Here is a 20,029-nt window from a genome sequence, read left to right as displayed (position 1 = left end):
CGGTCGCTATCTGACGCTAAAAATCACTTAAAACCGTTAAATCAGTAGCTTATCAAAATTCTGGTTTAGCGGTTTTTGTTTATCTGTCTTCTTGGCTATCTGCTGTGTTTTCGCCTGTGCCTAGTGGATCTCACTAGTCCCTGCCTGTGAGTAATGACTATCACTGAATATTGTGGTTATGTCAGAGTTTAATGTTGGTTAATCCGTTCTTGTTGGCGTGTTTCACTGGCTTGTGTGCCGTCTTTGTGAACCTATTGTTGGCTTTTTGTGCTAACAAGTAAAACTTGCCGATTGGCCTAAATTCACCTATCTAAACTTTTAATGATAAAAATCATTGCCTTGCTCTTCGTGTGGCTTTGTGGTTGCCGTTTTGCGTCTGTTAACTTGCCCAGATTGTGATTGAAATTATCACTAGCATGATCCACTATCACTGACCAGTAACGGGAGAGCCACGGTTCTCATCACTATCTCCACGTCAGATGGAGAAGAAAAAAAGCGCACGATAGATGCGCAGCAAAACAAGGCAAGCATATGACTAAATCACTTTCTACGCGCATCTTTATCGGCCTCTTTTCTGGCCTGATTCTGGGTAGCATCATTCAATACTTCTTGGCCGATGTCGGGTTCTTCTCCGGCACTCTGGTCGAGGTCGCTTCAGGCTTAGGTACCATGTTCGTCAACATGATCATGATGATGGTGGTGCCCCTGGTTTTCGTCAGCATCGTCTGTGGCGTGCTGGAACTCGATGACCTCAAGAGCTTCGGTCGTCTCGGTGGCAAGACCTTCGGTTTCTACATCATCAACACCCTGGTGGCCATCTTCGCCGCGCTAACAGTAGCCCTGCTGCTTAAGCCGGGACTCGGGGTCGACATGACGGGGGGCACGGGCGCGGAGATCACAGCAACCGAGCTGCCTAACCTGATGCAGCTTATCGTCAACATAGTGCCGAGCAACCCGGTAGCCGCCTTCACCTCGGGCAACATGCTGCAGGTGATCTTCATGGCGCTGCTGGTCGGTGGTGTCATCAAGGCGATGAACGGCGCCGTGCCGCTACTGCAACAGGGCTTTATGGAAGGCAATAAGCTGATGATGAAGCTTATTGGCGTGGTGATGCAGCTGGCGCCTATTGGGGTGTTTGCGCTGATGTTTAAGCTGGGCGCGACCCTGGAGGCTAGCCTCTTCCTCAGCGTGGTCGAGTACCTGGTGGTGATCTTAAGCCTGCTACTTCTATGGATCTTCGTGGTCTACCCTTGGGCGGTGAGCCTGTTTACCCCTGTGTCGGCCAAGACCTTCCGCGCCAAGACCCAGGAGCAGATTCTGTTCTCTCTGTCGACCGCCAGCTCGAATGCCACCATTCCTGTTACCATGCGTACCCTCACAGAGAAGCTGGGCGTGAAGCGCGCCGTGGCTGGTTTCGGCGTGCCGCTGGGAGCGACCATGAACATGGGCGGCGTCTCTATCTATATCACCATCGCCATCTTCTTCGTGGCTAACTCCTTCGGCGCTCCTATCGCCATGGATCAGCTGCCCGCCCTGCTGTTCAGCATCTTCCTGCTGTCTGTTGGCGCAGGCGGCGTGCCAGGGGGCGGCATGGTGATGATCGGCGTGCTGATCCACCAGATGGGTCTGCCAGTCGAGGCCTTCGTGATTGTCGCGGCACTTGACCGACTGATCGACATGGTACTGACCTCTTGTAACGTCGTGGGTGATGCCGCCGTGCTCACCATAGTGGATGCCACAGAGAATGCCCATGACGAGGCGCAAGAAGAAGCGCGTCAGCAGCAGACGGCCTAAGACCTTTAAATGAAAAAAGCCTCTCATGATGAGAGGCTTTTTTTATGCCCATTGGGCGGGGCTAGTTTTCCTGCCCCTTGGTCAGGCGCCGGCTGAGGGCGCTCTGGCTGATCCCCAGCATTTGCGCGGCGGCGGTCTGGTTGTTGGCGGTGCGGCTCATGGCCTCGTCGATCAAGGCCTGATTCATCTGTGCCAGGGTCGGCAGCGACTTAGGGAAGATGATGTGATCCCCGGGGGCAGCGTCCAGCGACTTATGTTCCTTTATCGCCTCCATGAAGGGGGAGATATTGAGGGTAACGCCGTCGCTGCGACTGACGGCATCAAACACCATCCCCTTGAGCTCGTTAAGGTTACCGGGAAAGTCGTAATCCAGCAGCTTTGGCGCCAGATCCCTGGGCTGCTGCGGCGCGCTCAGGGACATCTCCTCGGCGGCCTCGGCGATGAAGTGGTTGATCAGCATGGCGATGTCCAGCGGGCGCTCGGCAAGTCGCGGCAGCCTTATCTTGTGGGCGCGCAGGCGATAGAGTAGATCGCTGCGAAACTCACCCGCCTTGTTGAGGGTCAGCAGATCGTCCTGGGTCGAGACCACAAACTTACACTTGATGGGAAAACGGCTGTCGCTGCCCTGGGGCGAGTAGCTTCGGCTCTCGATAAGTTCCAGCAAGGTGATCTGGGCGCTCAGGGGGAGGGCGCCTATCTCGCTCAGGTAGAGCACGCCACTGCCTGCCTGATGAAGCAAGCCGGTAACCGCATCGACCTCACCGTTTGGCTTATGACTAAGGCGGCCACACAGCTTAAGCTCGAAGGTGTCGCTGTTGATCCCCGCCAGGTTGAGGCTGACAAAGGGCTGTTCTGGGCTGAACAGCTGATGGCAGGAGCGGGCAAACTCGCTCTTGCCGGTACCGCTCTCGCCGTGGATCAACAGAGGCTCTGGGCTGAAGGCGACGGCCTCGAGATAGCGAAATTGATCCAGCAGCGCCGGCTCACAGGTGAGTATGTTATTGAAGGCCTTGGGGTTGTCCAAGGTGCGGCTGAGAAAGCGCTCCTTGATATGCAGATAGTTGCGCTCCAGTCCCACCACCTCCAGCGCGCGGCGCACCGTATGGGCCAGGTCGCTGACATTGTCTGTTTTGATGAAGTAGTCATAGGCGCCATGCTTGATGCAGCGCACCGCGGTATCCACCTCGTTGACCCCCGTGACTATGATCACCCGGGTATTGGGGTGTTCGGCGCGGATCATCCCTAGCAGTTCTTCACCTGAGTGGAAGGGCATAGTGAGGTCCAGCAGCACCAGAGCATAGTCGCCTACCTGTAGGCGATTGAGTACCTGGCGACTGTCGACGCAGGTGTCTATCTCTGCCTCGGGCACCAGACGGTTGAGGGTCACCGCCAGGGTGCGCAGCCAGGAGGCCTCGTCGTCGACCAATAGGATATTGCGTGCAAGTTTCATCTGTTGTTGCTACTCCTGAACCAAGGCAAAACTAAGTTGGATACGGGTGCCCTTACCGGGCGCCGAGTGTATCTGCATCTGACCCTGATGCTCTTTGATGATACGGCTACAGACCGACAGGCCCAGGCCGCTGCCTCCCTCGGTGCGTCGGGTGGTGAAGAAGGGCTCTGTGATCCGTTTGAGGGTGGCGCTGTCCATGCCGCAGCCATTGTCGTTGACCTTGATCAGGGCGCGCCCCTGATTCACCTGTGTGCTGATCTGAATGCTGCCTTCGTGGGCCGCACAGGCATGACAGGCGTTTTGGATAAGGTTGATCAACACCTGATGCAGCTGCTGGGCATCCCCCATGATCCTCGGACTGGGGAGGTGCAGCAGCTTAGTCACCTGCCGGGTCTTGGTCTGGTTGGCGGTGAGACGCAGTGCAACCTCGACCACCTCATTGAGGCAGACCAGCGTATGATCTTGGGTGAGATTAGGCAGGGCGTAGCGCTTGAGATCGTTGACGATACGGCTGATGCGCTTGGCGGCCTCCTCTATGGTGTCGCTGCTCACCGCCATCTCCTCCATGGCCTGGCTGGGCGCGAGCCCGGCGATCTGCCAGAAGGGGTTTTGCTGTTGGTAATAGTTGGCCGCCGGATTTAGGTCCTTGATGGCCGCCGAAAATAGCGAGATGGCGTGCAGGATCAGCCCGGTCGGGTTGTTGATCTCGTGGGCGATGCCGGCAGACAGCTCCCCAAGCGATGCTAAACGGCTGGCCTCTTCGTTGGCCTGACGCAGCTTGTGCTGCTCCGTGCTCTCTTCCAGCAGCACCACCACCTGATCATTGGCGATGGGGTGGATCTGCAGCTGCCAATATTGCTCTAGATACATCATGTCGGCAATCAGCGACTTCTGCTCGTTGAGCACCTGCAGCACCGCCGGCCTGAGATCGAAGGCTTGATCGTCTATGTAATGGAAGTCCTCTGAGATCAGCAGATGCACATTGTTGTCGTTACTCCACAGGCGTTGCAGCTCGCGGTTGACTATGGTCACGCCGTGGGGAATACCGTCCAATACCGACTGAAACTGCTTGGAGATGTTGGAGATCTCCGCCTCGACCCGGCGACGTTGTATGAGCTCGGCGTCCAGGGCCTTCTTACGTCTGCGCAGGCTGGCGCTGATGAAACCGGTATAGATCATGCCGCTGGCCGAGACGATGGCCACCAGGATAGCCAGGGAGAACATGCGCTTCTCGGTGGAGGTCAGATCCACCTTCTCGCGGCCGGTACCAAACCACTTGTTGACCAGGCGGTCATATTCCCCGGATAGCTTGAGCTGGCGCAGGGCGTCGTTGATCTCCTGCATCAAGGCGGCCTTCTTGCCGTTGCAGACGAAGTTGAAGGCGCCATAGATGAGGGCATCGCTCGAGCTGCGCACCGAGGGGTAGAGGGGCAGCAGGCGGCGGGCCACGAAGCTCTCGGCGATCACCACGTCGACCTCGCCCTCGATTAGCTGCTTAAAGCCGGTCTCATACAGGTCGACATCCACACGGTTGAATTTCTGTGGGTAGCCCGACAGGTAGACGTCGACGAAGGCGCCCTTCTTGATGGCGACCCGCTTGCCCACCAGATCTGTCCAGCTGTTGATCAGCGCCTTGCCTTGCAGGGTATAGGCCTTGGCGTGGGTGGCGTAGATGGGATCGGACTGGCTGAGCTTGCGATCCAGATTTACCGGGCTGACCACGGCGATCACGTCTATGTCGCTGCCCGGATTGTGCACATCTTTCACCAGCTGTTGAAAGCTCTTACGGCGGATGATGATCCGCTTATCGGTCAGCTGGCCGATCCTGTGCATCAACTCTATGTTGAAGCCCTGATCCACACCGTTATTGCGCCACTCCAACGGCGCGGTTTTCGAGTGGACGCCAAAGACGATACTCTCCTGCGATAATGCGGGAAAGCTGAAGAAGATTAGGCAGAGCAGTAAGCGTTTCATGCTGAAATACTACAATTTTCCGCAGCAATAAACTGTGCTGTATTACTCGAATTAGCGATTTCTTATCTAACCCAATCCCAGTAGGAATGCTGCGTGACCGGGATCTCATAGGACTATGCATTTTTGCATATACCTCTTTGTGATTATGCATACTTGCATAGGCGATCTTGAGGGCTGTGATTGAGGTGTCATTTCTGAAGCCTAAAGCGGTGGCGTGATTGCTGGCTTCTCTTTCCTGGTTAATCATTTAGTTGAGCGATAGTGAAAGCCCGAGGTACTCATCAATACCGGTTGAGGCTTTCTTCTAAAGTGAAGTGTGAACCACTTTAATCTAAATATAATGTAAGTGCTTCTAAATTCAGCGGGTTAAACCTGTAAGTTTAGAAGGGGGAGCAAAGATGAAAAAGATGAAACTTGCGGTTTGTCTAGCCACCTTGATGGGCACAGCCGGATTCATGGGCAACGCCATGGCAGCCGACAACCTGGCTGATTTCCACGCCCAAAACCAAGAGTGTGATAGCTGTCACCAAGCAGACGGTGAGCTATCAAACGACAGCCTGACCTATGAAAATGCTCAGTGTGTTTCTTGTCACGGTACCTTAGCGGAAGTGGCTGAAAGCACTAAGCATGAACACTACAACGCCCACGATTCTCACTTCCCTGGTGATGTTTCTTGTACTTCTTGCCACAGCGCACACGAAAAATCTATGGTCTACTGTGACTCTTGCCATAGCTTCGATTTCAACATGCCTTATGCCAAGAAGTGGGAACGTCACGAGCCAACTATCGCCGAACTGGCGAAAGACAAGGCAGAACGTCAAGCGGCTCTTGCTAGCGCACCTCGCGATACCGTTGACGTAGTGGTTGTAGGTTCAGGCGGCGCAGGTTTCTCTGCCGCAGTATCGGCCCACGATAATGGCGCTAAAGTGATTCTGATCGAGAAAGAGCCGGTTATCGGCGGTAACGCCAAGTTGGCGGCCGGTGGTATGAACGCCGCTTGGACCGATCAGCAAAAAGCGAAAAACATCAAAGATGACCCAGAGATCATGTTTAAAGACACCATGAAAGGTGGCCGTAACATCAACGATCCTGAGTTGGTTAAGATCCTTTCTTCTCACTCAAAAGGCTCTGTCGACTGGATGACTGGCATGGGCGCCGATCTAAGCGACGTAGGCCGTATGGGTGGTGCTTCTGTTAACCGTTCACACCGTCCTACAGGTGGTGCTGGTGTTGGCGCACACGTGGTACAAGTACTTTACGATAACGCGGTTAAGCGCAACATCGATATCCGCATGAACACTCGCGGCGTTGAGATCCTCAAAGACGACAGCGGTAAGGTGAAAGGTATCCTGGTTAAGGGTATGTACAAGGGTTACTACTGGGTGAAAGCCGATGCAGTGATTCTGGCTACCGGTGGTTTCGCTAAGAACAACGAACGCGTGTCTAAGCTGGATCCTAAGCTGAAAGGCTTCGTATCGACTAACCAACCAGGTGCAGTCGGCGACGGTATCGACGTAGCAGCAAACGCTGGCGCGGCGATGAAAGATCTCGAATACATCCAGGCTCACCCAACCCTATCTGTTAAAGGTGGTGTGATGGTGACCGAAGCGGTTCGTGGTAACGGCGCTATCCTGGTTAACCGTGAAGGTAAGCGTTTCGTCAACGAGATCACTACTCGTGACAAGGCGGCTGCGGCAATCTTGAAGCAAACCGGTAAGTCTGCTTACCTGATCTTCGATGATTCAGTACGTAAGTCACTGAAGAAGATCGACAAGTATATCGGCCTGGGTGTAGCACCTAGCGCAGATAGCCTAGAGAAACTAGGTAAGCTGGAAGGTATCGATGGTAAGGCGTTGACCGAGACTGTTGCACGTTACAACAGCTTCGTGACCAGCGGTAAAGATGCCGATTTCGAGCGTCCTAACCTGCCACGCGCACTGAACGAAGGTAACTACTATGCCATCGAAGTGACTCCTGGTGTTCACCACACCATGGGCGGCGTGATGATCGATACTAAGGCCGAGGTAATGGATGCCAAGAAGCAGGTGATTCCAGGCCTATACGGCGCGGGTGAAGTAACAGGTGGTGTTCACGGTGCAAACCGTCTTGGTGGTAACGCTATCTCTGACATCATCACCTTTGGTCGCCTAGCCGGTGAACAAGCCGCTGATTACGCTAAGAAACACTAATATTTCTTAATCAATATCAACCGGTTACTAACATAGTTAACACTCCAAAAGGTGGCTAGGAAGCCACCGCCAAAAGCCACGGCCACCGCCGTGGCTTTTTTGTATAGGGATATGCTTATCCCCGAAGCCCATGGATGGGCTAAGAGGGGGCTTGTGTCAGGAACACTTATCTCAAGGTTCTGAGATGGAGGGTTTTGGTATTTGCCAGTTCTTTGTCAGTAGAACCTTTGCTGCTACCTAGCGCCTGTCCGGCGGGGATAATGCAAACACTATTTTGGCACGCCACGAGCACATCCCTGTGGGCTCTACGAAATCATCCCTGATTTCGAAGGCCAAAATCGTGTTTACACTGGGTGTCCAACGTATCTTCGATTTGACTTCAATTCTTGTTATGAAGGTTTCTTACTTTGCTCTTTTGTTGATTTCATTTGTGGATCCATGGCCTTGTTTACTCATGACAAACAGGGCGATGCCGCCGAGGACGGCGATGGAGGCGAGCAGGAGTCTGCTTGTTAATGCCTCGTCGAGCCAGATGAAGCCGCCGAAGGCGGCAATAATCGGTACGCTGAGCTGCACGGTCGCGGCGGTGACGGCCGACAGCGAGGGCAGGACTAAATACCACAGGGCGTAGCCCAGCCCCGAGGCGAGGGCGCCTGAGGCTACGGCGTAGCCAATCCCGGTGGCGCTGATCGTCTCTGAATTAGCGAGCAGGGCAAAAGGCACCAGGGCCATGGGCACGGCGCGAATAAAATTACCAGCCGTGGCCAAGGTTGGGCGCCTAGTGCCTCGGCCGAGCAGGGAGTAGACGCCCCAGGAAACCCCGGCGATGATCATCAGCATGGCGCCGATAATGGGCGGAGCGCTTACGCCCGGTAGCACCAGCCAAACCAGTCCGCCTCCGGCCATTAGCGCTCCTACCATCTGTTTTCGAATTATCCGCTCGCCCGACCATAAACCGTAGAGGATCATGGTGATCTGCACCGCACCGAACAGCAACAAGGCTCCCGTGCCGGCGCTTAGGCTGTTGTAGGCAAAAGAGAATGCGACCGCGTAACCAAATAGCGCCGTTGCCGAGAGCCAGTTGCCGCCAAGGCCACCGGCGCGAATATGACGCGATGCGAGTAGCCCAAGCACCAGGGCACCTGAAGCGATACGTATCAGGGTGAAACTGGCCGCGCCGATACTGCCCGATGCCAGGGCCTCCCGGCAAAACAGCGAGTTGGCCGCAAATGCCAGCATGGTGACCGAGGTGAGTAACAGCAGGCGTATCCAGGGTTGTTGGGGCATGGTTAATCTTCTGCGTTGAATTTCTTAGTGATATTAGTTTCAGTGTATCGTGGGATTGACCGTTTGCCACGGTGTTGAGGGTTAATGGTTTGGCATTCAGCGGTATATGAGTTTATAGGGGGTATTGAAGGTCGTACCTTCATTGCTACCTAACGCCTGCCCGGCGGGGGATGTGCAGATACACCCGTGACACGCTGTTCGCCATCCCTGGCCGCTCTGCGGTTTCATCCCTGAAACCGAAGGTCACTGGCGTATCTGCACTCGGTATTCAACGTCTCTTCGATTTGACTGCATTTGTTGCCGATAGCCAGGAAATATTTAGAACACCTTTATCACTTTTTTATCGATAGGCGGTAAACCGATTAAAAATAAAGGCTAATAAAATCAGTGCTTAAATTTAATCTCGTTAGGTGGAAGGTTTGGAAAACGCGCATGCGTGTATTTCAGAATGGTGTACTTGAAGTAAAGGTGATAACTTCTTTGCAATACAATTAGTTAACAATGCGCGTTTTCACTAGTCGCATGCGTACTAATAAGCTGTTATGTCCCCGTAGGGAGTCAGATATATGAGCAGTACTAAAGCTTACTGGTTTGATCGAATTGAAGCACAAAATAATTCTCGTTTGGCTAAGCTTCTTGGAATTACTGAAGATGAATTAGAACAGATCTCTTACGACATCGATGGCGATTACAGCAACGATGGATTGCTTTATGGTTATGTTGTTCAGTTCGATAATGATAACGATCCTTCTATCATGGCGAAAATAGATGGCCTTACTTCAGGCTCATATGTGAGCTTATCTCAGTGGGAGTTGGAAGATCCTGAAGAAGATGAGCTTGAGTGGGAATTAGACAATTCAGAGCAATTGGAAATGTTTAACAAGCAGTTGGCTGAAATTCCCGCATTGCTTCAAATAGAAACTACGCAAAGCGCTCAATTTAGTTTGTTGGTAATGCTGCATGCTCATGTTGTATCTACGCTGGAGCATTTTCTATTAACTACATTTATCCATTGCGTTACAAGCTCCGATAAATTAACGAGAAAACTGATCGAAACTGATCCTGAGTTTGGGAATCGCAAGTTTACAGTCAACGAGATTTACGCTCAGCACAGTAATATTAAGTCAACAGTTGCCACCTATTTAAAAGGCATTATCTTCCATGATATGCGCAAGGTAAAACCAATGTATGCTGAAGTGCTTGCGTGTGATTTTGGAGATATATCATGGCTATTTAGAGCAGTTAGATTGAGACACGATTGTGTGCATCGCGCTGGTTACGAAAAGGACGGAAAGTCTGTCACTGTGTCGGTAGAAAGTATTAAAGAACTAGTAAAAAATTGTCGTGAGTTGGCTGAAAAAATAGATACACATGTACAAGAATTAGATAGTGAATGACATAACAAGCGCATGTAATCGGACTGGTTTTTCGCTGCGCTCCAAACCAGCCGCAAATGCGGGCGTTAGCAGATAGAAATGTTAATCTGAAATTCACATATTAGAGCTATCGACCCCACAAGCTTGTATCCAGAAGTTTTTCATTAATGCCAAATCGAAGAGATGGATAACTCGGTGTAAACACGCTTTTGGCCTTCGAAATCAGGGATGATTTCGCAGAGCATCCAAGGATGGACTTGCTGCGTGCCAAAAGCGTGTTTGCACGGTAGCTTGCCGCAGGCAATTGATACACCATGCTGTCTTGGTTAAAGGATGCCTTTCAAATACGAAATCGGGTAGATGTTCTAAAAGGAAACTTTAAGAAAGCGTCATTAGGCTGGCCGCTAACCAGCCTGGGTCAGAGGGACTAGCCTAGTACCTCGGTCAACACCCGCTGCCAATTTCCGCCCATGATCTTAGCGCGATCGCCGCTACTGAATCCCGCGCGGGAGAGGGCGCTGTCGATACGCTCCATGCGCTCGATATGGTTAAGCGCTGGGATCACCACGTGCTGAGGTTCGTGGTCGAAGCCGAGTACGCCGCGGGCTCGCAGGCTGTGCCACCACTCGACATATTGTTTCACCCCTTCGGCGTTGTCGTTGTTGAGTTCCAAGAGCTTCTCGTGGCCCCCCAGCGGGTAGTCGTTGGCAATCGCCACGGCATCTATGCCGCCGACATTGGCCACGTGTTTGAGCTGTGCCAGGTAATGGTCTGTGGTGGGCGCATGCTCAGTGGTGAGCCAGAAGGTCATCATGAAGACGCCGAACAGGCCGCCGGTGTCGGCGATCGCCCTAATCACCTCGTCGGGTGAGCAGCGAGCGTGATTGACGATGGCGCGCACGGCGCCGTGGCTCTGTACTATCGGCGCGCGGCTGGCCTTGGCGCTGTCTAGCGCCGATTGGGGACTGGAGTGGCTGACATCGATCAGCATCCGCTTACTGTTGAGCTTGTGGAGCAGCTGATGACCGACCTTGGTGAGCGGCAGGTTGAGCCCCTGCTTGCCGTCGTTGTCCAGGGCGCCGCCGCTAAACAGGTTGCCATAGTGGTGGGTGAGCTGTAGCACTCTAAGGCCGCGCTCATAAAACTCATCCATCTGATTGAGGTCTTGATTTATGCTCTGCTCGACGCAGTCAGCCCCCTGGATCTGGAAGAAGACGGCAGTGCGTCCGCTGTCATGGGCGGTCTGAATATCCTTGGCGTTGCGCCCCAGCAGTAGCTTGTCTGGGTTGGCGTTCACCCTGGTCAGGGCCTCGCCGATGCTCTTGACGCAGGCGTTGTAGGTGCGTTTGTAGTTGGTGGTGCCATCGGCTTGTTCTATGGCCTCTATGGCGGAGATGTCGCACAGGTAGGCATCGAGCTTTGAGGCCTTGAGATCGGCTAAGTCCTCCGGCAGGAAGGAGAGGCCGTCGATATAGAGGGGCTTAGTATTGCCCTTGCCGACGGCATTGGTGTTGGCAAACACGTTAGCGGTGGGCAGTTGGCTGAGCATGCCTGCGGCGGCTAATGCCTTGATAAGTTGACGCCGGGTGACTTGAATGGCCATGGGACTCCTTGTTTTTGTTATTTTTATCTTTGCTGGACGGCTTAATAGCCATCGAGTGTATCACCAAAGCCGAGGAGGCGACCAGCGAGGCGCGGCGAATGCAGCGCCTTCAGGGCTGAAGCATTAGACCTAGACCTTGATTTAGACCTTGGCGCTAGACCTATACCTAGACTTTGGCCATGGCATTCCAGAAGAGGGCGAAGCTGGCGCTGCGCTCATGTGCTTGCTGCCAGCGATCCGGGTGGTCGACAAAGTAGCGGGTGGCGGCCAGGTATTGGCCGTGGCAATTGTCCTGCATCAGCTCGATGGGATACTCGGCCAGCTCGCCGCTTGCCTGGCCCTGGCGGATCAATTCGGCGATAAAGCCTAGGATGCCGTGCATCGCCTGATCCCGCACCGACTGCTCGACGTTGGGTGACATGGAGTAGAGCTGAAAAAACGCCTGCTTGAGCGGATTGGCCATGGCCCAGGTCAGCGCCGCAAACCAGAGCTGCTCGGCATCTTGCTTGAGGTTGCCGCGGCTGCTGACGCTCGCTTGTATGGCGTCGGCAAATTCCTGCTTAACGCCGAGAAACAGCTGCTCGAGCAGCTGCTCCTTCGAGGGAAAATGATGAAACAGGGTGCCTGTCGCGACCCCCGCCTCGCGGGCGATAGTGGCCGTGCTGGTGCCATGAAAGCCCTGGCTGACGAACAGCTGCAGGGCGGTCTCTAAGATGGCCTGTTTCTTGGTGCGTTTGCTGCTTACTGTCATCTGAATCTGCCCGTTAGCGCAAAAACAGCTTCATCAGCAGCTGCTGAATCCCACTGCCATAGGGAGGATGCACCAGCTTGCCGGTGTTGAGCTTACCGCGGCTCAATATGGTCTTGGCGTGGCTCATGGTGAGGAAGCCTTCCTTGCCATGGTAGTGGCCCATGCCTGAGGGGCCAATGCCGCCGAAGGGGGCATCGTCTGCTGCCACATGGAACACGGTTTCGTTGATGCACACACCACCCGAGTGGGTCTGGTTGAGCAGTCGCTGTTGAGTATCGCTATCGAAGCTCATGATATAGAGGGCCAGCGGGCGAGGGCGGTCGTTCACATAGTCGATCGCCTGCTCCAGGCTGTCATATTCGACGATGGGCAGCAGTGGGCCGAAGATCTCCTCCTGCATCACCTTCATCTGTTCGTTAACTCCGGTTATTAGCTGCACCGGTAGCTTGCGGCTGCCTGGCGTCATGGTTTCTGTGCTGGTGGGGGTCACCTTGGCGCCCAGGTCGATGGCGTCTTGCAGCACAGCCTGCAGGCGATCGAACTGACGCTGATTGATGATGGCTCCGTAGTCGGGGTTCTGGCCAATTTCGCCGTACATCTGCTTGAATCTGTTAATGAAGGCTTGGACGAAGGCCTGGCTCTGGCCCTTGGGCAGCAGCACATAGTCGGGGGCGACGCAGATCTGCCCGGCGTTGAGGCACTTGCCGTAGATCATTCGCTCCACGGCGGTATCCAGCGGCATGTCTGGCGCTATGATCACCGGCGACTTGCCGCCCAGCTCCAGGGTGACAGGGGTGAGGTTGTCGGCGGCGGCGCGCATCACATGGCGGCCAACCGTGGTTGAGCCGGTAAACAGCAGATGGTCGAAGGGCAGCGCCGAGAAGGCGGCGGCGACCTCGGCCTCGCCTTCGACGACAGCCACCTGGGTCTCATCGAACAGGCCGGCCAGCATCTGCCTCAGCACCCTATTGGTCTCTGGGGTGAATTCAGACAACTTGATCATGGCGCGGTTGCCGGCGGCCAGGGCGGTGATCAAGGGACCGATGGAGAGCATCACGGGGAAGTTCCATGGCACTATGATGCCGACTACGCCCAGAGGCTGATATTGCACCTGCACCTTGGCGGGCGCCAGTAAGATACCAGCGTGGCGATGGCTGGGTTTCATCCAGCCCTTGAGCTTCTTCAGGGTGTAGTTGATGTTGTTGACGCAGGGCATGATGTCAGAGATGCGGCTGTCATCAGGAGATCTGTGGCCATAGTCGGCATTGAGGGCCTCGACGATCGCCTGCTGATGGCTCAGCAGCGCCTGCTTGAGGGCGATAAGCTGGGCCTCGCGTTGCTGTATCGAAGGGGCGCCTTGCTCACGGAAGCTGGCCTTCTGCCTCGCCAGCAGTTGGTTGAGGCCTTGGCCGACATCTAGGTTTGCGGGCATGTTCATTGTGCTTATCCTTACTCGTTCGGGGCGCCTGTCTATCTCAGTTTAACGCCGCATAGTCACCTGTGTTAGTTGGCCTATGAGGCGAGGTCAGTGGGTTAATCTTAAAAACCGACTGATTAGTCGGTCTAATGTTAGGGGGTAAAACCGCCTAGGTCAATTATTGTTCGATAGCGGTGAAAAGTGTGATCTGGATCAAGCGGGTGGAGGGGCTGGAAATCTAAAATGAAATAGGCCCTTTTAGTTGGGATTACAGGAGCTTGATGTGAGCAGCAATCTACATGGTATCGCCATTGGCATAGAGCGCAGTCAGGATGATTTCTACCTCGCCTTCAAGGCCGTCGGCAAGTTGACCCACGAAGACTATGAGCAGATGACGCCGCTGTTGGAGTCGGCCCTGGCGGGCATAAAAACGCCCGAAATCGTCGCGCTTTTCGATATCACAGAGCTCGATGGCCTGTCGCTGCATGCGGCCTGGGATGACTTGAAGCTGGGCTTGAAACACGGTAAGGAGTTTAAGCGGGTGGCCATCATAGGACAGGGGGATCTACAGGAGTGGGCGACCCGGGTGGCGAACTGGTTCACCCCGGGGGAGTTTAAGTTCTTCGAGGATAAACGCGATGCACTCGACTGGCTGTGTTAATGGCCAACCCTTCGTTTATCGCCAGTAACGTTTTTCAGTATTGATTTTGAGTAATGGTTTTGAGTACTGGCTATGAGTATTAGGCGCGGTTTTGGGGATTTGGCGAGCTTTTGGGGATTAGCCGTGGTTTTTAATATTAGTGACGATTTTTTTAGCCGCTTTTACCGGCGCAACTAAGGGCCTGCATCAGCTCAGAGAAAAGCGGAAAAAGCCCTGCCAGCTAAGCGATTTCTGTCAAGCCTGTGTCACTTTTATCCGCTATGCTTAAAGAAAGCGAATGGTAAGGAGTAACAGATGAGAAATGGTCAAATTTTATGCCCGACAGATTTTTCTGAAACGGCTTCCCATGCCCTCTCTTATGCCATCGAGATGGCCAACCTGTATCAGGTGGGATTTCGCTTACTTCATGTGGTCGAGCAGCCTATGGGGGATGAGAATTTTCAGATCCTCGCCATCACGCCGGAGGAGCTCGCCCAGTCCATGGAAGATGCCGCCGCCGAGAAGATGAAATCCCTGCTGGCCAAGCTCGATAGCAATTTGCCCATCGAGACCATGATACGTCGCGGCGACGCGGTGACCGAGATCTTAGCCGAGGCCGAAGAGAGCCATGTCGGCATGATAGTGATCGCCAGCCATGGCCGTAAAGGCTTGTCTCATTTTCTGCATACCAATGTGGCAGAGGCGGTGGCGAACCGTGCCAAGTGCCCGGTGCTGGTGGTCAAGTAGTCCGGGGCGAAGGTCCTGGTTTATAAGCCCGTCGTCGGTCAATGCTAGTCGAGAATGGCTTTTGAGAATGCCTTTTGAGAATGCTTGTCGAAATTGATTGTCGCGAACGGCTATCGAGAACAGCTGACGACGCAGCTTAGTTTTTGCATTTGTCACAAAGGGATACGAGCGCCTGAACTGAGGAGGTGAATATGCGTACCCGTCAAATATTGTGCCCAACGGATTTTTCCGAGACGGCCTCTCACGCCCTGGGCTATGCCATCGAGATGGCGACGCTGTATGGCGTGGATCTGCGTATCGTTCATGTGGTGAGTGAACCCTACGGCGCCCATAACTATGGGATAGTGGTGGAGAGTAATGAGGAGCTGGAGCAGCATCTGCATGCCTATGCCAACGGCAAGCTAGGTGAGATAGTCAGGGATGCGCAGATTAGAATGCCGCCCCATCTCAAGGTGCGCAGCGAGGTGCGTACCGGCGGTGTGTTAGGTCAGATATTGCTCGATGCCGAAGAGAATGATGTAGGCATGATAGTGGTCGCCAGCCACGGTCATACCGGGCTCGCCCACCTGTTGAATCCGAGCGTGGCCGAGGAGCTGGCCAATAAGGCCAAGTGCCCCGTGATGGTGGTGAAATAGCCTAGCCGCGGCAGGTGTCGTGATAGAGCTGGTCCGCCAGGGCGTGCAATACCTCTGGCGCCGGCTTGGTATGGGCAAAGGTTCTGAGTCCATAGATCCCCATAACGAAATAGCGCGCCAGATGAGTGGCATCTCCCTTAAGCTCTCCCCTGTCGACGGCTCGTTCAAACTGGGTCGTCAGCGCCTGCTGCCAACTCTCTAGATGCGATTGCACAGCGTCTCTTATCATCTCATCTTGCTCGGCCACCTCGTTGAGCGCCTTGGTCAGCAGGCAGGCCTTGGGCGTATCCTTGCACTGACACTCATCGACTATGCCGGCCAGATACTGCTTAAGCTGCTCGGGGAAGGGGAGCGCCGAGCCGAAACAGGCCGTTAGCTCGGCTTGTCTGTCCTGCCCATATTGTTCTATCACCGCCAGCAGGAGGCCGCGCTTGTTGTCGAAGGCGCAGTAGATGGAGCCAGGGTGTAACCCAGTGGCCTTGGTGAGATCTTGCATGCTGGTCTTGGCGTAGCCCTTGTCGATAAAGGCATTCATGGCCTGTCTCAGTACCTGCTGGCGATCAAATTCGGCGTTGCGCATCTTACTCTTTGGCTGCTTGTCGGGGTGATAAATGGGATTGTACTCAATTTTGAATGAACGTTCAAAAAAGATCTTGAATCCTTTTTTGACTGGGAGTATCTTGAACGCTCATTCAAGAAAGAGAGCCGATTATGACCGCCGATCTGTTTCAGCCTTACGCGCTAAATGCCAGTATTACCCTTAACAACAAGATCCTGATGGCGCCACTTACCCGCTGTCAGGCTGACGATGACCTGGTTCCAACCCAAGCGATGGCCGACTACTATGCTCGCCGCGCCGATGCCGGGCTTATCATCTCCGAGGCGGTGATCATTCGCCCCGATGGTCAGGGCTATCCCAATACCCCTGGCCTGTTTACCCCAGAGCAGATCCAGGGCTGGCAGCGCGTGACCAGCGCCGTGCATGCCAAGGGCGGCAAGATCTTCGCCCAGCTGTGGCACACGGGCCGGGTGGCACACTCACACTTTTTCGGTGGCCAGACGGTAGCGCCGTCGGCGGTGAAGATTGAAGGCACAGTGCCGCGTCAGCGTGAGTTGGCCTATGAGACCCCTAAGGCGTTGACCACAGATGAGATTGCGCAGTTGGTGGCCGACTATTCCCAGGCGGCGGCCAATGCCATAGATGCCGGTTTCGACGGCGTCGAGATCCATGGTGCCAATGCCTACCTCATCGATCAGTTCCTGCACCACGACAGTAACCGCCGCGATGATGAGTTTGGCGGCACGCCGGAGAATATGGCGCGCTTCCCGCTGGCCGTGGTGGACGCCATCGTTAATCGTATCGGTAATGAGCGCACCGCACTGCGAGTGTCGCCGGGCGCCTATGTCAACATGCAGGGCGACAGCCGGGATCGCGCCGTGTTCGATTATTTCTTAAATCAGCTGGAGTCTCGCCAGCTGGCCTACCTGCATGTGGGGATCTTCGATGATGCCCTGACCTTCGAGTATCTCGGCGGGCGGGTGTCTGATTATGTGCGTGGCCATTACAGCCTGACCTTAGTGGGGGTAGGCAGTTACAGCGCCGAGACGGGGGCCCAAGCCATCGCCGATGGCCGCTTCGACCTGCTGGCGATTGGTCGCCCCTTCATCGCTAACCCAGACTATGTGGTCAGGGTGCACGACAGACAGCCGCTGGTGACTTACTCAGATGAGATGTTGGCCGAGCTGGTTTAATCGCGATAGTCGCTTTTAACATTGGCTTTCAAGCCTAGCCTTTCAAGCCTTTGCTTAGGATGAGACAAATAATTGAGACAAATAAGAAAGGGCATATCGCGTCGGCGATATGCCCTTTTTAATGCCTGTTAGCGTTCAGCTCAAGCTTAGAGCTTCCAGGTAATGGTAGCGCTGTAGTTCGCCGGGGCGCCGTAGAAGGCCTGGGCCCAATAGAGACTGTTGAGGTATTTCTCGTCGGTCACATTGTTGGCATTGAGGCTCAGCTGCAGATTGTCATTAAACTGATAGCGGGCCATGAGATCGACGATGGCATAGGCGTCCTGGCGGGTGATGATCGCCTCGCCCGCATTGGCAAAGCCGTCGCCGACCACGCCCTGATCGCGATAGATATCATCCTGCCAGCGCATGTTCATCCCCACAGAGAGGCCTTCGATGGCGGCCACGTCATAGGTGGCGGCAAACTTCAGCAGGCGACTCGGGGTGTAGGCGGCGACTATCTTGGCGTTGTCGTCATTGCCATCGATGTCGAAGTCGGTGAAGCCCAGGCTTAGGTTGAGGCCGTCGAACACCTCACCGGCTACCTCAAACTCATACCCCTTGCTGTTGATACCATCGGCGCCTATGTAACGCTGGTCGGTTGGCGGCAGATCGGCGGTGCGGGGATCGGGCACCGCCAGGTTGACCTGCTGAATATCGAAGTAGGCCAGGCTGGCGATCAGGCGGCCGTCGAACAGCTCGCTCTTGAAGCCTATCTCCTTGCTCTCACCCGTCACGGGGGCCAGCAGGTTGTCGTCGATATCCATCTCGGTTTGCGACTTGAAGGTCTCTGTATAGCTGGCGTAGGCCACAAGCTCAGGGGTGATGCGGTAGACGGCGCCCAGGTAGGGAATAAACTGGCTGTCTTCCACGTCTTGCACCTTGTCGTAGGAGACGCCTTCGGCCTGCCACTTGTTGAAGCGGCCGCCGGCGATGAAGTGGAAACCGTCGAACAGGTTAAAACGACCCGTGAAGTAGGCGGCCTGCTGCTTGGCGCTGACGTCACTGCCTCGTGGGCTGTCGGCAAACACTGGCTTTGGCGTGTTGCCATCCCAGTCGTTGAGATCCGGCATGGCCGGGAAGCCGTTGCCTGTGGTGTAGTCGTATAGCGAGGTGTCGATATAGTCCACCTTGGCATAGTTCACCCCGGCCACCAATTGATGGTCGCGGCCAAACAGGCTTACTTCACCGTCGACATAGAGATCCACCAGATCATGGCTCTCATCCAGATCATATTCGCTGCCATAGCCTGTAAGACCAAGGCCCGTCTCTCTGTCTGGTGTGCCGTAGACGTAGAAGAGCTCGGTATCTTCATCCGTGCTCTTGTGGGAGTAGGTGGCACGCAGGCGCCAGTCGTCGGCGAAGTAGTGGCTCAGTTCTACTACTGTGTTGTTCTTGATCACCTGCCAGTTCGACCAGTTGGCCGAGGTGTTGGTGGATCTGTCGTAGTTGGTTGGGCTGCCGTCTGTGTAGTAGAGCGGCAGGGCGCCCCAGTTGTTACCTGTGGCATCGTTGTTGATGTAGCTGTGGCTGACCGACAGGCTGGTGTCGTCGCTCAGGTTGGCCTCGATGAAGGCGTAGAGCACGCTCTTGTCTGTCTCGTACCGGTCGAGGTAGGAGTCCTTCTGCTGTTTCACCGCCACCACGCGGGCGGCAAAGGTGTCGTTGAGGCGGCCACTGGCGTCGGCCTCGACTCTGGCGTTGTTGAAGCTACCGTAGCTGGCTTGGAGCTTGAGTTGATTGTCAGAGGTCGGACGCTTACGAATGAAGTTGACCGTGGCCGAGGGGTTACCCACACCTGTCATCAGGCCGTTGGCGCCGCGGATCACCTCGATGCGATCATAGATGGCGGTGTCTTCGTCGGCGTGGTTGTTGCCCGAGGTCAGTGGCAGGCCGACCCCGTCGATCTGGAAGTTGGTGATATCGAACCCGCGGGCCGTGTAGTAGGTGCGGTCCGTCTCGATGCGCTCGACATTGATGCCGGTGGCGCTGTCCAGGGCGCTATTGATGTCGTTGAGCTGGAAGTCGTCCAGCTGAGCATCTGTGATCACAGACACCGACTGTGGAATATCTATGATGGCCAAGTCCAGGCGCGAGGCGCCGCCTACCGAGTGGGCATTGTAGCCCTGCACATAGCGGCCGCGAACCTCGATCTTCTCGATATTCTGGTTGTCCTGTTGGCTGTCATTGTCTAGTGGAGCAGTTTGATTCTCTGCGTGGCCTGGCATAGTCGCCATGCTCAGGGCGCAGAAGATAGCGAGCGAAATAGGCTTAAGTTTCATGATCTGTCGTCATCTTAGCAAAAGAAGAATAGTGAGGAGCGGTGCAAGACCGCTGGGGACTTGGCACGCCAACCAAATTTACGCAACAAAGGATAT

At 54.8% G+C, this 20,029-nt stretch carries 15 protein-coding genes; 7 read left to right on the top strand and 8 right to left on the bottom strand.

Annotated features, from left to right (window positions below; all coding sequences use genetic code 11):
* Positions 1 to 531 precede the first annotated feature (531 nt).
* The gene (locus tag K0I63_RS16105; protein ID WP_041406712.1) at positions 532 to 1,794 is read left to right on the top strand and encodes a dicarboxylate/amino acid:cation symporter; all 1,263 of its coding nucleotides are present in this window, start codon (positions 532 to 534) and stop codon (positions 1,792 to 1,794) included.
* A 61-nt stretch (positions 1,795 to 1,855) separates the two neighbouring features.
* On the opposite strand, the gene K0I63_RS16100 is transcribed toward K0I63_RS16105, so the two are convergent.
* Positions 1,856 to 3,244 (bottom strand): sigma-54-dependent transcriptional regulator, encoded by a 1,389-nt coding sequence (locus K0I63_RS16100; protein WP_220081684.1) that lies wholly within the window; start codon positions 3,242 to 3,244, stop codon positions 1,856 to 1,858.
* A 9-nt stretch (positions 3,245 to 3,253) separates the two neighbouring features.
* Positions 3,254 to 5,218 (bottom strand): ATP-binding protein, encoded by a 1,965-nt coding sequence (locus K0I63_RS16095; protein WP_220081683.1) that lies wholly within the window; start codon positions 5,216 to 5,218, stop codon positions 3,254 to 3,256.
* A gap of 398 nt (positions 5,219 to 5,616) precedes the next feature.
* On the opposite strand from K0I63_RS16095, the gene K0I63_RS16090 reads away from it, so the two are divergent.
* Positions 5,617 to 7,407, top strand: coding sequence for a flavocytochrome c (locus K0I63_RS16090; protein WP_220081682.1), 1,791 nt, complete (start codon positions 5,617 to 5,619; stop codon positions 7,405 to 7,407).
* A 402-nt stretch (positions 7,408 to 7,809) separates the two neighbouring features.
* Here the strand turns inward: K0I63_RS16090 and K0I63_RS16085 are convergent, their stop codons facing one another.
* A complete protein-coding gene (locus tag K0I63_RS16085; RefSeq protein WP_220081681.1) occupies positions 7,810 to 8,694 on the bottom strand; it encodes a DMT family transporter in 885 nt (294 codons plus the stop codon).
* A gap of 566 nt (positions 8,695 to 9,260) precedes the next feature.
* Here K0I63_RS16085 and K0I63_RS16080 point away from each other — a divergent pair.
* A complete protein-coding gene (locus tag K0I63_RS16080; protein WP_220081680.1) occupies positions 9,261 to 10,091 on the top strand; it encodes a hypothetical protein in 831 nt (276 codons plus the stop codon).
* A 406-nt stretch (positions 10,092 to 10,497) separates the two neighbouring features.
* On the opposite strand, the gene K0I63_RS16075 is transcribed toward K0I63_RS16080, so the two are convergent.
* The 3 genes from K0I63_RS16075 to K0I63_RS16065 all read right to left on the bottom strand — a co-directional run bounded on the left by K0I63_RS16075 (position 10,498) and on the right by K0I63_RS16065 (position 13,862).
* Entirely contained in the window at positions 10,498 to 11,673 is a 1,176-nt protein-coding gene (locus K0I63_RS16075) for a membrane dipeptidase (RefSeq protein WP_220081679.1), read from the bottom strand.
* Positions 11,674 to 11,839: 166 nt separating this feature from the next.
* Positions 11,840 to 12,424 carry a TetR/AcrR family transcriptional regulator gene (locus tag K0I63_RS16070; protein ID WP_220081678.1) on the bottom strand — a complete coding sequence of 195 codons (585 nt, stop codon included), beginning with the start codon at positions 12,422 to 12,424 and terminating at the stop codon, positions 11,840 to 11,842.
* A gap of 13 nt (positions 12,425 to 12,437) precedes the next feature.
* The gene (locus K0I63_RS16065) at positions 12,438 to 13,862 is read right to left on the bottom strand and encodes a coniferyl aldehyde dehydrogenase (RefSeq protein WP_220081677.1); all 1,425 of its coding nucleotides are present in this window, start codon (positions 13,860 to 13,862) and stop codon (positions 12,438 to 12,440) included.
* A 262-nt stretch (positions 13,863 to 14,124) separates the two neighbouring features.
* On the opposite strand from K0I63_RS16065, the gene K0I63_RS16060 reads away from it, so the two are divergent.
* The 3 genes from K0I63_RS16060 to K0I63_RS16050 all read left to right on the top strand — a co-directional run bounded on the left by K0I63_RS16060 (position 14,125) and on the right by K0I63_RS16050 (position 15,863).
* Positions 14,125 to 14,502 (top strand): SpoIIAA family protein, encoded by a 378-nt coding sequence (locus K0I63_RS16060; protein WP_220081676.1) that lies wholly within the window; start codon positions 14,125 to 14,127, stop codon positions 14,500 to 14,502.
* Positions 14,503 to 14,796: 294 nt separating this feature from the next.
* Entirely contained in the window at positions 14,797 to 15,228 is a 432-nt protein-coding gene (locus tag K0I63_RS16055) for a universal stress protein (RefSeq protein ID WP_011866897.1), read from the top strand.
* Positions 15,229 to 15,419: 191 nt separating this feature from the next.
* The gene (locus tag K0I63_RS16050; protein WP_011866896.1) at positions 15,420 to 15,863 is read left to right on the top strand and encodes a universal stress protein; all 444 of its coding nucleotides are present in this window, start codon (positions 15,420 to 15,422) and stop codon (positions 15,861 to 15,863) included.
* Between the two features lies 1 nt (position 15,864).
* Here the strand turns inward: K0I63_RS16050 and K0I63_RS16045 are convergent, their stop codons facing one another.
* Positions 15,865 to 16,443 (bottom strand): TetR/AcrR family transcriptional regulator, encoded by a 579-nt coding sequence (locus K0I63_RS16045; RefSeq protein ID WP_220081675.1) that lies wholly within the window; start codon positions 16,441 to 16,443, stop codon positions 15,865 to 15,867.
* Positions 16,444 to 16,574: 131 nt separating this feature from the next.
* Here K0I63_RS16045 and K0I63_RS16040 point away from each other — a divergent pair, with 131 nt between their 5' ends.
* The gene (locus tag K0I63_RS16040) at positions 16,575 to 17,615 is read left to right on the top strand and encodes an alkene reductase (protein WP_220081674.1); all 1,041 of its coding nucleotides are present in this window, start codon (positions 16,575 to 16,577) and stop codon (positions 17,613 to 17,615) included.
* Between the two features lie 146 nt (positions 17,616 to 17,761).
* Here the strand turns inward: K0I63_RS16040 and K0I63_RS16035 are convergent, their stop codons facing one another.
* Complete coding sequence (locus K0I63_RS16035) at positions 17,762 to 19,933, bottom strand: TonB-dependent siderophore receptor (RefSeq protein ID WP_220081673.1); 2,172 nt, start codon at positions 19,931 to 19,933, stop codon at positions 17,762 to 17,764.
* Positions 19,934 to 20,029 lie beyond the last annotated feature (96 nt).

The organism is Shewanella rhizosphaerae (genome assembly GCF_019457655.1).
Taxonomy (GTDB): domain Bacteria; phylum Pseudomonadota; class Gammaproteobacteria; order Enterobacterales; family Shewanellaceae; genus Shewanella; species Shewanella loihica.
Note: the sequence above shows the minus strand (reverse complement) of the source record. Positions and strands in the feature narration are given on the sequence as shown.